The sequence below is a fragment of the Kitasatospora sp. NPDC059795 genome, from assembly GCF_042732175.1.
In the GTDB taxonomy this organism is placed as follows: Bacteria; Actinomycetota; Actinomycetes; order Streptomycetales; family Streptomycetaceae; genus Kitasatospora.
Window position 1 is genome coordinate 16,149 of record NZ_JBHWID010000020.1, and the last position, 12,993, is coordinate 29,141.

12 protein-coding genes are annotated in these 12,993 nt (G+C 72.6%); 9 read left to right on the forward strand and 3 right to left on the reverse strand.

Annotated elements, in window-relative coordinates:
* Positions 1 to 75 precede the first annotated feature (75 nt).
* Positions 76 to 792 (forward strand): (d)CMP kinase, encoded by a 717-nt coding sequence (gene cmk, locus ACFV4P_RS30885; protein ID WP_380476756.1) that lies wholly within the window; start codon positions 76 to 78, stop codon positions 790 to 792.
* Positions 793 to 910: 118 nt separating this feature from the next.
* Entirely contained in the window at positions 911 to 2,362 is a 1,452-nt protein-coding gene (gene der / locus ACFV4P_RS30890) for a ribosome biogenesis GTPase Der (protein WP_380476758.1), read from the forward strand.
* Positions 2,363 to 2,526: 164 nt separating this feature from the next.
* Here der and ACFV4P_RS30895 read toward each other — a convergent pair whose 3' ends face one another.
* Together ACFV4P_RS30895 and ACFV4P_RS30900 are read right to left on the reverse strand one after the other, a co-directional pair.
* Entirely contained in the window at positions 2,527 to 3,162 is a 636-nt protein-coding gene (locus ACFV4P_RS30895) for a hypothetical protein (protein ID WP_380476760.1), read from the reverse strand.
* 179 nt (positions 3,163 to 3,341) lie between these two features.
* A complete protein-coding gene (locus tag ACFV4P_RS30900; protein WP_380476762.1) occupies positions 3,342 to 4,196 on the reverse strand; it encodes a hypothetical protein in 855 nt (284 codons plus the stop codon).
* Between the two features lie 621 nt (positions 4,197 to 4,817).
* On the opposite strand from ACFV4P_RS30900, the gene ACFV4P_RS30905 reads away from it, so the two are divergent.
* On the forward strand, positions 4,818 to 5,636 hold the full coding sequence (locus ACFV4P_RS30905; RefSeq protein WP_380476764.1) for a transglycosylase family protein: 819 nt from the start codon (positions 4,818 to 4,820) through the stop codon (positions 5,634 to 5,636).
* Positions 5,637 to 5,850: 214 nt separating this feature from the next.
* Entirely contained in the window at positions 5,851 to 6,195 is a 345-nt protein-coding gene (locus tag ACFV4P_RS30910; RefSeq protein ID WP_380476766.1) for a transglycosylase family protein, read from the forward strand.
* A 155-nt stretch (positions 6,196 to 6,350) separates the two neighbouring features.
* On the opposite strand, the gene ACFV4P_RS30915 is transcribed toward ACFV4P_RS30910, so the two are convergent.
* Positions 6,351 to 7,151, reverse strand: coding sequence for an MBL fold metallo-hydrolase (locus ACFV4P_RS30915; protein ID WP_380476768.1), 801 nt, complete (start codon positions 7,149 to 7,151; stop codon positions 6,351 to 6,353).
* 159 nt (positions 7,152 to 7,310) lie between these two features.
* Between ACFV4P_RS30915 and ACFV4P_RS30920 the strand changes: the two genes are divergently transcribed.
* The 5 genes from ACFV4P_RS30920 (at position 7,311) to ACFV4P_RS30940 (ending at position 12,924) form a co-directional block, all read left to right on the forward strand.
* Positions 7,311 to 7,997 (forward strand): alpha-ketoglutarate-dependent dioxygenase AlkB family protein, encoded by a 687-nt coding sequence (locus ACFV4P_RS30920; protein WP_380476770.1) that lies wholly within the window; start codon positions 7,311 to 7,313, stop codon positions 7,995 to 7,997.
* A gap of 210 nt (positions 7,998 to 8,207) precedes the next feature.
* On the forward strand, positions 8,208 to 9,071 hold the full coding sequence (locus ACFV4P_RS30925; RefSeq protein ID WP_073818919.1) for an acyl-CoA thioesterase II: 864 nt from the start codon (positions 8,208 to 8,210) through the stop codon (positions 9,069 to 9,071).
* 166 nt (positions 9,072 to 9,237) lie between these two features.
* Complete coding sequence (locus ACFV4P_RS30930; protein ID WP_380476772.1) at positions 9,238 to 10,032, forward strand: DUF1684 domain-containing protein; 795 nt, start codon at positions 9,238 to 9,240, stop codon at positions 10,030 to 10,032.
* A gap of 521 nt (positions 10,033 to 10,553) precedes the next feature.
* Positions 10,554 to 12,044, forward strand: a complete 1,491-nt coding sequence (locus ACFV4P_RS30935; RefSeq protein WP_380476774.1) for a hypothetical protein — start codon at positions 10,554 to 10,556, stop codon at positions 12,042 to 12,044.
* Between the two features lie 247 nt (positions 12,045 to 12,291).
* Positions 12,292 to 12,924: a TetR family transcriptional regulator gene (locus tag ACFV4P_RS30940; protein WP_380476776.1), complete on the forward strand. Its 633-nt coding sequence runs from the start codon at positions 12,292 to 12,294 to the stop codon at positions 12,922 to 12,924.
* The last annotated feature ends 69 nt before the right edge of the window (positions 12,925 to 12,993 follow it).

The following is a 12,993-nucleotide window of genomic DNA, read 5'->3' on the forward strand; positions in this document are numbered from 1 at the left end:
GGGCCGGGACGGGGTGGCGCGCGAGTCCATTAACCTTGAGGTGAGTTCGTGTGTCGTGAGAGAGAGGTTCGCCCCGTGGACAGTGTCGACCGAGCGTCGAACAGCCCGGTCGTCGTCGCCATCGACGGGCCTTCGGGTTCCGGCAAGTCGACGGTGTCGCGGGCAGTCGCGGCGCGCCTCGGCCTGAGCTTCCTGGACACCGGCGCGATGTACCGCGCCATGACGTGGTGGATGCTCGCCAACGAGGTGGACGTGGACGACCCGGAGGCGGTGGCGATCGCCTGCGCCAAGCCGGTCATCGTCTCCGGCACCGACGCCGCCGGGCCGACCATAACCGTGGACGGCCAGGACGTGTCCGGCCCGATCCGCGGCCCCGAGGTGACCGCCAAGGTCAGCGCGGTGGCCGCGGTCCCCGCGGTGCGGGCCCGGCTGGTGGAGCTCCAGCGCGGCTGCGCCTCGCACGCCGCGCGCGGCATCGTCGCCGAGGGCCGTGACATGGGCAGCGTGGTGTTCCCGGACGCCACCGTGAAGGTCTTCCTGACCGCGTCCGAGCAGGCCCGTGCCGAGCGCCGGGCCGCCGAGCTGCGCGCCAAGGGCCTGGACGAGGCGACGATCACCGCGATGGCCGCCGACCTGGCCCGCCGGGACGCCGCCGACTCCTCCCGCGAGACCGCCCCGCTGACCCGGGCCGCGGACGCGGAGCTGGTCGACACCAGCGAACTCACCCTCGACCAGGTGATCGGTACGATCACCGCACTGGTCGAGGACCGGGCCGGCCTGACGGCCGCCTGACCCCCGAACCCCCCGAACGATCCGACCGCGCGAGATCCGCGCGGTTCGCGCTGCCCGCCGGGCAGGTACGCACGGTCCGCCCCTGGGAAGGGCCGGGCCGGGAAATGGAAGACGGAACATGAGCAACGACACCACCGCTGTGCACGGCGAGCTCGGCGACGCCGAGTACGCCGAGTTCTTGGCGCTGGCCGCCGAGGAGGGCTTCGACGCCTCCGAGATCGACGCCGACCTGGACGGCCACGGCCCGATGCCGGTTTTGGCGATCGTCGGCCGCCCGAACGTCGGCAAGTCGACCCTGGTCAACCGCATCATCGGCCGCCGCGAGGCGGTCGTCGAGGACCGCCCCGGCGTGACCCGTGACCGGGTCAGCTACGAGGCGATGTGGGCCGGCCGCCGCTTCAAGGTGCTGGACACCGGCGGCTGGGAGATCGACGTCCTCGGCCTCGACGCGATGGTCGCCGCGCAGGCCGAGCTCGGCATCGAGCAGTCCGACGCGGTGCTGTTCGTGGTCGACGCCACCGTCGGCGCCACCGACACCGACGACGCGCTGGTCAAGCTGATCCGCCGCTCCGGCAAGCCCGTCGTGCTGTGCGCCAACAAGGTCGACGGCCCGTCCACCGAGGCCGAGGCCGCGTACCTGTGGTCGCTGGGCCTGGGCGAGCCGTACCCCGTCTCCGCGCTGCACGGCCGCGGCTCCGGCGACCTGCTGGACGCCGTGCTGAAGGTCCTCCCGGAGGCCCCGCCGCAGCTGTTCGGCGACGGCCTGGTCCCCGGCGGCCCGCGCCGCGTCGCGCTGATCGGCCGGCCGAACGTCGGCAAGTCCAGCCTGCTGAACAAGGTCGCCGGCGAGGACCGCGTGGTCGTCAACGAGCTGGCCGGCACCACCCGTGACCCGGTCGACGAGATGATCGAACTCGGCGGCAAGACCTGGAAGTTCATCGACACCGCCGGCATCCGCCGCCGGGTCCACCTGACCTCCGGCGCCGACTTCTACGCCTCGCTGCGGACCTCCGCCGCGCTGGACAAGGCCGAGGTCGCGGTCATCCTGGTCGACGCCAGCGAGACCCTCGCCGAGCAGGACACCCGGATCATCTCGATGGCCGTCGAGGCCGGGCGCGCCGTCGTCATCGCCTACAACAAGTGGGACCAGCTCGACGAGGAACGCCGCTTCTACCTGGAGCGCGAGATCGAGCGCGACCTGGTGCAGGTCCAGTGGGCGCCCCGGGTGAACGTCTCGGCGAAGACCGGCCGCCACATGGAGAAGCTCGTCCCCGCGATCGAGACCGCGCTGGCCGGCTGGGAGACCCGCATCCCCACCGCCCGCCTGAACGCGTTCCTCGGCGAACTCGTCGCCGCGCACCCGCACCCGATCCGCGGCGGCAAGCAGCCGCGCGTCCTGTTCGGCACCCAGGCCGGCACCCGCCCGCCGCGGTTCGTGCTGTTCGCGTCCGGCTTCCTGGAGGCCGGCTACCGCCGCTTCATCGAGCGCCGGCTGCGCGAGGAGTTCGGCTTCGTGGGCACCCCGATCTCGATCTCGGTCCGGGTGCGCGAGAAGCGCAAGAAGAAGTAAGCAGGGAACGGATACGGCTGTGGGCCGCGGGCACCGGGGAGGTGCTTCCGCGGCCCACAGCCGTATCTGCATCTGCGCGCGCCGACGTCCGTGCGTCTGAGCACGGGCGGCGGCGTCCGTGCTCAGGCGTTCGTGCTCAGGCGTCGGTGTTCAGGCGTCGGAGTTCAGGCGTCGCGGCCGGGCGGCAGCGACAGCACCGAGCGGTGCCGACCGCCCGTCGGCCCGGCGGTCGGGGCGGGGGCCGGAGCGGCGGGGGCGGGGGCCTGCGGGGACGGGCCGAGGTAGCCGGTCGCCACCCAGCCCTGGCCGTTCGCCTGCGCGGCCGACCCCGGCACGGGCCCGAACTGCGGCGCGCCCGGGGCCTGCCCCACGTACGTCTCGAAGGACTGGTGCTGCTGCGAGTACGGCGCCGGATCGCGCCGCTCCGCCGCCACCTCGCGCGGCTGCTGGTCGCGGACGTGCGTGTCGCGGAGGTGCTGATCACGTACGTGCTGGTCGCGGCCGTGCGGGTCGCGGAGGTGCTGGTCGCGGAGGTGCTGGTCGCGGCCGACCTGGTCACGGAGGTGCTGCTCGCGGCTGTGCTGGTCGCGGACCGCGAAGCCGGTGAACCTCAGCCCTTCCTCGCCGGAGCGGTCGCCCGGCAGCGCCCGGAACATCCGCCGGTACTCGGAGTACAGCGAGTCGTAGATCGGCGTGGCCGACACCGGGTGCTCCGCGTCGTACGACGGGCGCATGCTCGGGATCGAACGGGCGACGGGGGAGGAGGGGCGGCCGGTGGAGGAGACGTCGTAGCTGTACACGTAGGAGCCAACGAGCGAGACCGGCTTGGGATGCGGGGGCCGCCACCCCCGGTCCTATGGCCGGCCCGCCGCCCCGGGCGTCCTCAACCTCCGCCCGGGCGGCCGGGGTTGACGCGGTGTCGGACGAGCCGGTGGCGGCCGGGTCGTTCACGGGGTCGGTCATCGGTGCGCCCCCGCTCTCAGGTACCGGCCAGCGGGAGCATGCCCGCCGCCAGCACGCCGCGGGCGGCGGCCCGGTCGAGGGCAAGGCGCAGCAGGTCCTCGCGCGGCTGGCGGCCGACCGCGCCGGCCGGCACCGCGAACATGATCACCTCGGACTTGCGGGCCGCCGCGGCCCGCCACGCCGGGGTCACCTGGAGCGCCTGGTGGGCCTGCCACCAGGCGGCCGAGCCGCCGGTCGCCGAGGGCTGGAGGATCGCGTGCAGCTGCCCCATCGCCATCAGCACCGACCAGCCGGCCCGCGGCCGGGCCGGCGCCCGGTTGACGTCCTGGATCAGCTGGAAGCCGTGCTCGGTCAGCAGCGACAGGAACTCGTCCGTGCCGCTCGCGCTGCCCGGCCGGCCGACCGGACCGGTCGGCTCGATCACCAGCGCGGCGTGCTGGGTGTCGCCGCACAGCACGATGCCGCAGGTCACGCCCAGTACGGCGGGCTGCGGCCGGTCGGGCGGCACCGGGGCGATCGGCTCCGGGATGTCCACCGGGATGTCCACCAGGGCGACCGGCTGCGGCGCCGGGGGCTGCGGGGCGGGGGCGGTGCCGCCCTGGCTGATCGAGGCGACGGCGCCGCGCAGCTGCTGCTCGTCCACCGGCACCACCTGGGACGGGACGCAGCGGGCGTGCGCGAACGCCAGCACTGCGGTCTCGTCGCCGACGAACAGCACCGTGCTGGTGGGTTCGCGCAGCGAGTCGCCCGGTAGTCGGCACGAGGTGCAGTCGTACGCGTCCGGAGCATGGGCTCCGGCCAGCAGGCTCTCGGCCTCGTCGTCGCCGATCTCGGCGCGTACGTCCTCGCTCACCTCAAGCATGCGCGGCACAAAGACTCCTCGTTTCGCCCTGGTGTTCTGGGTGCGCCCGGTGGGACTTCCGGGTGCGCGGCGCGGGGCGCGCCGACCGCCATTACCAACGGGAGGTTGTGGCTGGGGTCACGGGTGGCCGGCCGGACGACGGGATTTGCACGGCTTCTGACTGCCCTGTGTGCACGGGGGGTCGCTATCTGTCGACGCTGTGCCCGACCTCACACGGGTCAAACTGTGACCGGGACCATATTCGCAGATCGTTTGATCTTGGGAAAAGCGGACGAAATGGACATCTGCTCTGCGTTTGCTTGATCGATACCCTCGGTAACCCATCAATGACCTGGGACAACGCGAAACTGTTTGGCCGACCGGGCACCGGCTCGTAGGTTCGTGGCCGGTGCATCGAGCACCTCCCGGGTTCACCCCCGACGCAACGGTCCGCCCCGGCTCACCCCGGACCCGGACCATGCGCCACCGGCGCGACGGCAGCCAGCCGCCGCCGGGGATGCGGACAGGTGGCCGGGGCGGCAGCGGCACGTCCGACACGTGCACGGCCGCCCACCGGACTTGGCGAGCGAACACGGCCCTGCACTGGGTCTGGTTCCGCCTGCCCATCCCGGGGATGTCGAGAGGAATCTCATGACCTTCCGTAACGAGACTGCCGCTGCCACCACCACCTCCAAGCGCAACCGCGTTCGCGCGGCTGTCGTCGGCGGCGCCCTGCTCGCCGCTCCGGTGGCCGGCCTCGTCACGGCCAACACGGCCTCCGCCGCCGACGTCGCGACCTGGGACAAGGTCGCGCAGTGCGAGTCCGGCGGCAACTGGTCGATCAACACCGGCAACGGCTTCTACGGTGGCCTGCAGTTCACCTCCTCCACCTGGGCCGCCTTCGGTGGCACCGCCTACGCCTCGCAGGCCAACCTGGCCACCAAGGCGCAGCAGATCGCCGTCGCCGAGAAGGTCCTCGCCTCCCAGGGCCCCGGCGCCTGGCCGGTGTGCTCCGTCAAGGCCGGTCTGACCAAGGGCGGCGCCGCTGCCCAGGTCGACACCTCCGCGGGCTCCTCCTCGTCCTCCTCCTCGTCCTCCTCCTCGAAGTCGACCTCCACCCCGTCGACCTCCACCCCGAAGTCGACCTCGTCGAACTCTTCGACCGCCGCGAAGTCCGACTCCTCGAAGTCGAACACCGCTGCTGCGGACACCTCCGCCAAGGCCTCCCGCTCGGAGTCCCGCGCGCAGGCCCCGAACACCCAGGACGCCCCGAAGCAGACCTGGAAGAACAACTCCGGCGCGGCCGCCAACACGGCCAAGGGCAACGGCTACACCGTCAAGTCCGGTGACACCCTGTCCAAGATCGCCGCCGGCCTGGGCGTCGACTGGCACGACCTGTACAACAAGAACACCGGTGTCGTCGGCGGCAACCCGAACCTGATCTTCCCCGGCCAGGTTCTGTCCGTCTGAGACATCTTCGGAAGCACTGCTGCTTCCTCCGGGATCCGTTGATCCTCTCCTGTCGGCGTGAAGCCGCCACCCTGGTGTTGGGGTGGCGGCTTCCGCCGTTTTCTGTCCGTGGCTGTTCGTGGTTGTTCGTTTCTGTTCGTGGCCGTTCGTCCGGTTGGACCGGGTGGGTGCACTGCGGAGGTGGACGGGTCGGGGCGCTGCCTAGCGTCGGGGGATGCGGACAACTGTCAACGTTCGGGCCGCTGCGCTGCTCGCGTTGGGCCTGCTGTCGGCGGTCGCCGTCCTCGGGCTCGCCCGGCAGCCGACGCCCGACCTGGTGTGGGACCGGATCGCCGACTGCGAGAGCGGCGGCGACTGGCACGCGAACACCGGCAACGGCTACTACGGCGGCCTGCAGATCTGGCTGCCCACCTGGGTGGACGCCGGCGGCCTGCGCTACGCCGACCGGCCGGACCGGGCGGGCCGGGCGCAGCAGGTTGCGGTCGGGGAGGAGATCCTGCGACGGCAGGGGTGGCAGGCATGGGGGAGCTGTGCGCGGCAGCTCGGGCTGTTGGCGTAGGGGGTTCGACCACGGGTGGGGGCTGCGGGCGGGGTTTGCGGGCGGCGTTTGCGGGTGGCGCTTGCGGGTGGGGGCTGTGGGGCGGGGCTCAGCCGGCGGGGCTCATGGGTGGGGCTCATTGGTGGGGCTCATTGGTGGGGCTCAGCCGGTGGGGCTCATGGGTGGGCGAGGGCGGCGCGGACGCCGGGAGCCACGGTGGCGGGCAGGGCGGCGTCCGGGAAGCGGCGCAGCAGCGCGGCCTCGACCTCCTCGGGGGCGACGGGTTTGCCGAGTTCGGTCTCGAAAGCGCGCAGGTAGTCGCCGGTCCAGGCGATCGGGTCGGGGGTGTGGTCGGTCGTGGTGGTGTGGTGGCGGTGGCCCGGGACGGTGAGCTGCGGTTCGAGGGCGGCGATCTCGTCCAGCAGGTCGATCCACGCGGTGCGCTGGGCGGCGTGCGGGGTGTCGGCGAGCCGAGGGTGGACGTTCAGCCACAGCAGCGGGCCGCCGAGCAGCGTCCGGCTGCGGTGCTCCCACACGTAGTGCCGGTCGGGCAGGCCGAGGGACGTGCCGCGCAGCTCCAGCCGGTGGTCCTCCAGCTCCACCGCGTCCTCGTCCAGCGGCTCCAACCCGACCAGCCGGGTGGGGAGTTCCGTCCCCAGTCCGGCCCACGCGGTGCGGACCTCGCGGTGGCTGCGCTCGATCCGGGCCAGCACCGGCGCGGGGGCGAGGAACCGGGCCTCCGGGAACGCGTCGCGGAGGGCCTCCGCCGCGAGCCAGTACTCCGGTGCGGAGTCCGGCACCAGTACGGCGCCCAGCCGCCGCCCCGAGGACGCCACCTCGCGGGCCAGCCGCTGTCCGTCCGCCAGCCGCAGGCCCGTACCGATCAGCACCGCGCGGTGCTGCCCCAGCACCAGTACCGCCGCCTGGTACGACGACTCTTCGGGAAGGTCCACCACCCGGAACTCCAACGGATGCATCGCGCCTCCTCCGCCAACCGGCAACGTCCTTTCCCCAGGGTCCGATGGGACGGGGGTCCGCGCATGTGGGGGCTCGGGTGCGGGCGGGTTGTTCGGGGCGGGGGCCGGTGGCGGGGGCGGGGCGGGGGAGCGGGGGTGCTCCGGTGGGAGCATGGAGGGGTGAGTGGTGGCGGGGTGTTCGCCGGGGAGCTGTTCGGGCGTGAGCGCGAGGAACCGGCGCCCGGGGTGGTGCTGGTGCCCGGGTGGTTGGGGCCGGGGGAGCAGCGGGAGCTGGTCGCGGCGTGCCGGGAGTGGGCGCGGCCGCCGGCGGGGATGCGGACGGTGACGTTGCCGACCGGCGGGGTGATGTCGGTGCGGACGGTGTGCCTGGGCTGGCACTGGTACCCGTACGGGTACGCGCGCACGGTGGTGGACGGTGACGGCGCGCCGGTGAAGGCGTTCCCGTCGCGGCTGGGGGAGCTGGCCCGGCGGGCGGTCGCGGAGGCGTACGACGACCAGGTCGGCGGGATCGCGGGCGCGGCCGGCTTCGCGCCGGACGTCGCGCTGGTCAACCACTACCCGCACGGCGCGAAGATGGGCCTGCACCGGGACCGCGAGGAGCGGGTGGACGCGCCCGTGGTGTCGTTGTCGCTGGGCGACAGCTGTGTCTTCCGGCTCGGCAACACCGAGACCCGGACCCGCCCGTGGACCGACCTGGAGCTGCGCAGCGGCGACCTGCTGGTGTTCGGCGGCCCGATGCGGTTCGCGTACCACGGCGTGGTGCGGACGCTGCCGGGCACGGCCGACCCGGACCTCGGCCTGGTGGGGCGGCTGAACATCACGGTGCGGCAGTCCGGCCTGGAGTAGGCGAGTGGCGGGCGGGGCCGACCCGGTCGGTGGGCGTGGTGGGTGGGGCAGGTGGGACGGGTGGGCGGTGCGGTCGGTGGGTGTACCGGCTTGCCGCCGCGTGCCGGAGGGCGGGAATTCCCGGTGGGCGCGGAGACTTGTGTTGGACGGAACACGGCGTCCGGCGGCACACCCAGCCCCGCCCGGCCGCCAGGAGAGGGAGCGACATACATGGGAACCCCCGTCGACCAGCTCGTCGAACTGCTCGACCTGGAGCAGATCGAGCTGAACATCTTCCGCGGCCGCAGCCCCGAGGAGGCGCTGCAACGCACCTTCGGCGGGCAGGTCGCCGGCCAGGCGCTGGTCGCGGCGGGCCGCACGGTCGACGACGAGCGCCCGGTGCACTCGCTGCACTCCTACTTCCTGCGTCCTGGCATGCCGGGCGTCCCGATCGTCTACCAGGTCGACCGGATCCGGGACGGCCGCTCCTTCACCACCCGCCGGGTGCTGGCCATCCAGGGCGGGCGGTCGATCTTCGCGCTGACCGCGGACTTCCACAAGCCCGAACCCGGCGGCATCGAGCACCAGTTCCCGATGCCGGACGTCCCCGCCCCCGAGGACCTGCCGAGCGCGCTGGACGAGGTCGGCTCCCGGCTCGGCGAACTGCCGCCGTTCATCAGCCGCCGCCAGCCCTTCGACATCCGGTACGTCGACCGGCTCAAGTGGACCCGCGAGGAGCTCGACGGCGTCGAGGCCCGCAGCGGCGTGTGGCTGAAGACCAACGGCGCGCTGCCCGACGACCCGCTGATCCACGTCTGCGCGCTCACCTACGCCAGCGACATGACGCTGCTCGACGCCGTCCGCGCACCCGTCGAACCCCTGTGGGGCGAACGGAACTTCGACATGGCCTCGCTCGACCACGCGATGTGGTTCCACCGCCCGTTCCGGGCCGACGACTGGCTGCTGTACCGGCAGGAGTCGCCGATCGCACACGGCGCGCGCGGCCTGGCCCGCGGTGAAATCTACGACCGGAAGGGGCAGTTGGTGGTGTCCGTGATGCAGGAGGGGCTGTTCCGTCCGCTCGCCGGGCGCTGAGTGGCGCCGTGCGGTGCCGAGCAGCGCTGAGTGGCGCTGAGCCGAACCGGCGGAACCCTGTCCGGTGATGAAGGCCAGCGATGAAGAGCCATCGATGAAGGTCCAGCGATGAAGGTCCAGCGATGAAGCAAGTGTCCGAACCAGAGCCCCACTTGGAGGCAGTCCGATGACCGACACCGCAGCCGAGGCGTGGCAGCACTGGACGGAGTCCCGGAGCGCCGCGGTGAGCGCCGCGCACGGCCCGCTGGCGCTGACCGGCACCCACTGGTTGGAGCCCGAGCCGTCCAAGTTGCCCGGCCTGCCCGGGACTTGGTGGTCCGAGGGCGGCGTCGTGTGCGCCGAACTCGCCACCGGGGACGGCGTCCGGCTCGAAGGCGAGCAGCAGGAGGCGACCGGCCGGGTCGCGCTGCGCCCCGACACCGACCCGGGCGCGCAGATCGCCGTGCTCGACGCGCTGCGCCTGGTCCCGATCGAGCGCGAGGGCGAACTCGCCCTGCGCGTCTTCGACCCCGACGCGCCGCGCCGGGCCTCGTACGCCGGGATCTCGGTCTTCCCGTACGCGCCCGACTGGGCGGTGCCCGCCGTGTTCACCCCGTTCGAGGCCGGCGCGCAGAACCTGATGGTGGAGAACGCCGACGGCCGGGCCCGCCCGCTGACCGTCACCGGCCAGGTCGCGTTCACCCTGGCCGGCCGCCCGCACACGCTGACTGTCAGCGGTTCCGGCGACGGCGGCCCGCTGAGCGGCGTCATCGCGGACGAGACCAGCGGCCGGGAGACCTACCGCTTCCGGTTCATCACGCTGCCCGCGCCGGACGCCGACGGGAACACCGTGCTCGACTTCAACCGGGCGTTCCTGCCGCCGTGCGCCTTCTCCGACCACTTCATCTGCCCGTTCCCGCCGCCGGGCAACCGACTCACCGTCGCCGTCGAGGCCGGTGAACGGCAGGCCGTCACCGTCTGAATCATCTTTCGCACCATGGCAGTTCGACCCCGGCCCACCCGCCGGGGTCGACGTGCGTCTGGGCGCGTTGCCCATCTGAGTTGTCATGGGCATGGCTTGATGTCCGATGTCGGACTGTCCGGTTGGCGACGGTCGAAGAGCCTTCCGGGCGGGCGTTCGAGCGACGAGAGTAGTGCTCGCCGCCAGGGAGCACCGGCCGGGTGGCGGACCCGGGAGGCGACCCCGCGCTGGACCCGCCGATCGGACCAACAGACCTGACAGTGAACGGAATTGGGGGAGGCCGAACGTGATCGACACCTGCTCGGCCGCCACCGGGAGCTCGACGGCCCCACCGGCCGCCCGGGCTGCCCGGGCCGTCCCCCGCCGCCGCTGAGCCGCACCCGCCACCTGCCGGCCGCCTCGCGCCGACCGCTGTTCCTGCAGGACAGCCGTCCTCTGTCGAGGCCTGCCGGATCCCGCACGCCGGGCACGCCGTCCAGCTGTGCCCTTCTCAACTCGCCTACGCCGCTTGGAGATTCGCCATGCCCTCGAACGCCCCGAAGACCTCGAACGCCTCGAAGTTCGCCCGCTTCGCGCTTGCCGCCGCCATCGCGGTCTCCGGTTCGGTCGCCGCGACCGCCGTCACCCTGGTCACCGCGTCCACCGCGCAGGCCGCGTCGTCCGTGGACGGGCAGATCACCCGCAGCGAGGTGATCCAGCGGGCCCAGTACTGGCTGGGCAAGTCGATCCCCTACGACCAGGGCGGCGCGTACGCCGACTCCTCCGGCCGCAGCTACCGCACCGACTGCTCGGGCTACGTCTCGATGGCCTGGCACCTCGGCTCCAGCCTGAGCACCCAGACCCTGCCGGGCGTGGCCACCGAGATCTCCCGGTCCGACCTGAAGCCCGGCGACATCCTCAACAGCTTCTACGACCACGTCATCCTGTTCGAGAAGTGGGACGACTCCGCGCACACCACCTTCTCCTACTACTCCTTCGGCTCTACCCCGGTGAAGCACATCACCGGCCAGTCCATCAACGCCGCCACCTTCGACTCCCACCCCAACGGCGACTACAAGGCGCTGCGTTACAACAAGATCGTCGACGACCCGGCGGCCGTGGCGGCCAACAACGGCAGTGGCGGCCGCGTCGCGACCGGCGTGCACGCCGACGGCCGGGTCGAGGTGTTCGCCGTGACCCCGAGCGGCGGCATCACCAACCGCACCGAGACCAGCGCGAACGGGGCCTGGTCGTCCTGGAACGGTTTCGGTCCGACCGGCACCGTGACGTCCGTCGCGACGGCGCGTCACGCCGACGGTCGGCTGGAGGTCTTCGCCGGCATGAGCGACGGCTCCGTGATGAACGAGGTGGAGACCAGCCCCGGCGGTGCCTGGTCCGGCTGGTACGGCTTCGCCCCGGCCGGAACGGCCAAGAGCGTCACGACCGGTGTGCACGCCGACGGCCGGATCGAGGTGTTCGCGGTCACCCCGAGCGGCGGCATGACCAACCGGGTGGAGACCGCGGCGAACGGCGCCTGGTCGTCGTGGAACGGCTTCGGTCCGTCCGGCACCGTGACCAACGCCGCGACGGCCCGGCACGCCGACGGCCGGCTGGAGGTCTTCACCGTGATGAACGACGGCTCCGTGATGAACGAGGTCGAGACCAGCCCCGGCGGCGCCTGGTCCGCGTGGAACGCCTTCGCGTCCTACGGCACCGCCAAGGGCGACGGTTCCCCCGGTGCGATCGCCACCGGTGTGCACGCCGACGGCCGGATCGAGGTGTTCGCCGTGGCGTCGGGCGGCGGCATGACCAACCGGGTGGAGACCGCGGCGAACGGCGCCTGGTCGTCGTGGAACGGCTTCGGCCCGGCCGGCACCGTCACCGCCGCCGCGACGGCCCGGCACGCCGACGGCCGGCTGGAGGTCTTCACCGTGATGAACGACGGCTCCGTGATGAACGAGGTCGAGACCAGCGCGGGTGGCGCCTGGTCCGCGTGGAACGCCTTCGCCTCCTACGGCACCGCCAAGTCCTGACCCTGACCCGCTGCTCCATACGATCGACACCCGGCCCGGCCCGAAGGCTGCCTCCCGAGATGCGGGGGTGGCCTTCGGGCCGTTTCTCTGCGCCACCCCCTGTGTGCCGCCTCTTCGCGCTGTGGCGCTGTGGCGCTGCGGCGCTGTCCTGCTTACCCGCGCAGGTTCTTGCTCGCGCGAGCAAAGGGCGCTACCTTCTTGCTCGGTCGAGCAATAGTTGGCTCGGACGAGCAGAGAGGGGTGCTCCGTGGGGCGGACGTTCACCGAATCGGCGCGGCGTCGGCAGATCGTCGAGGCAGCCATCGAAGTGATCGCCGATGCGGGGTACACCAAGGCCTCGTTCGCGCGGATCGCGAAGCACGCGGGTCTGAGCAGCACCGGGATGATCTCGTACCACTTCAAGGGCAAGGACGACCTGCTGCGTGAGGTGATCGCGGAGGTGCTGCGGGTCTCCGAGGCGTACATGCGCCCGCGGATCGAGTCGGCGGTCGGCCCGCGGGCGCGCCTGCGGGCGTACATCGAGTCCAACGTCGAGCTGGCGGCCGCGCACCCGCGGGAGTTGGCCGCGCTGGTGGAGATTCTGAACGGCCAGGGCGACGACACGGGCAGCGAGTTCGCGACGGGCCGCCGGGCGGTGATGGACCTTCAGGAGTACGTGGTCCGCGCGGCGCAGGCGGACGGCGCGTACGGCCCGTTCGACGCCAAGGTGCTGGTGACGGCGATCCGGGGGGCGATTGACGCGGTCCTGGTCCGCGTGCTGCGCGAGCCGGCGATGGATGCGGCCACCAGCGCACGGGAGTTGGCCGACCTGTTCGACCGGGCGGTGCGCCCGGCCGAGATCTGCATGGAAGTGCACCGGCTGCCGGGGGAGTACGCATGAACGAACGACGGCCCGCACCGACAGGGCCGGACGGGGCGGCACCGGACACCGGGGCCGCGGACACGAGGG

Coding starts and splice junctions, on each gene's coding strand:
- der (WP_380476758.1), top strand. CDS start 911: ATGAGCAACGACACCACCGCTGTGCACGGCGAGCTCGGCGACGCCGAG.
- ACFV4P_RS30905 (WP_380476764.1), top strand. CDS start 4,818: ATGACCTTCCGTAACGAGACTGCCGCTGCCACCACCACCTCCAAGCGC.
- ACFV4P_RS30910 (WP_380476766.1), top strand. CDS start 5,851: ATGCGGACAACTGTCAACGTTCGGGCCGCTGCGCTGCTCGCGTTGGGC.
- ACFV4P_RS30915 (WP_380476768.1), bottom strand. CDS start 7,151: ATGCATCCGTTGGAGTTCCGGGTGGTGGACCTTCCCGAAGAGTCGTCG.
- ACFV4P_RS30925 (WP_073818919.1), top strand. CDS start 8,208: ATGGGAACCCCCGTCGACCAGCTCGTCGAACTGCTCGACCTGGAGCAG.
- ACFV4P_RS30930 (WP_380476772.1), top strand. CDS start 9,238: ATGACCGACACCGCAGCCGAGGCGTGGCAGCACTGGACGGAGTCCCGG.
- ACFV4P_RS30935 (WP_380476774.1), top strand. CDS start 10,554: ATGCCCTCGAACGCCCCGAAGACCTCGAACGCCTCGAAGTTCGCCCGC.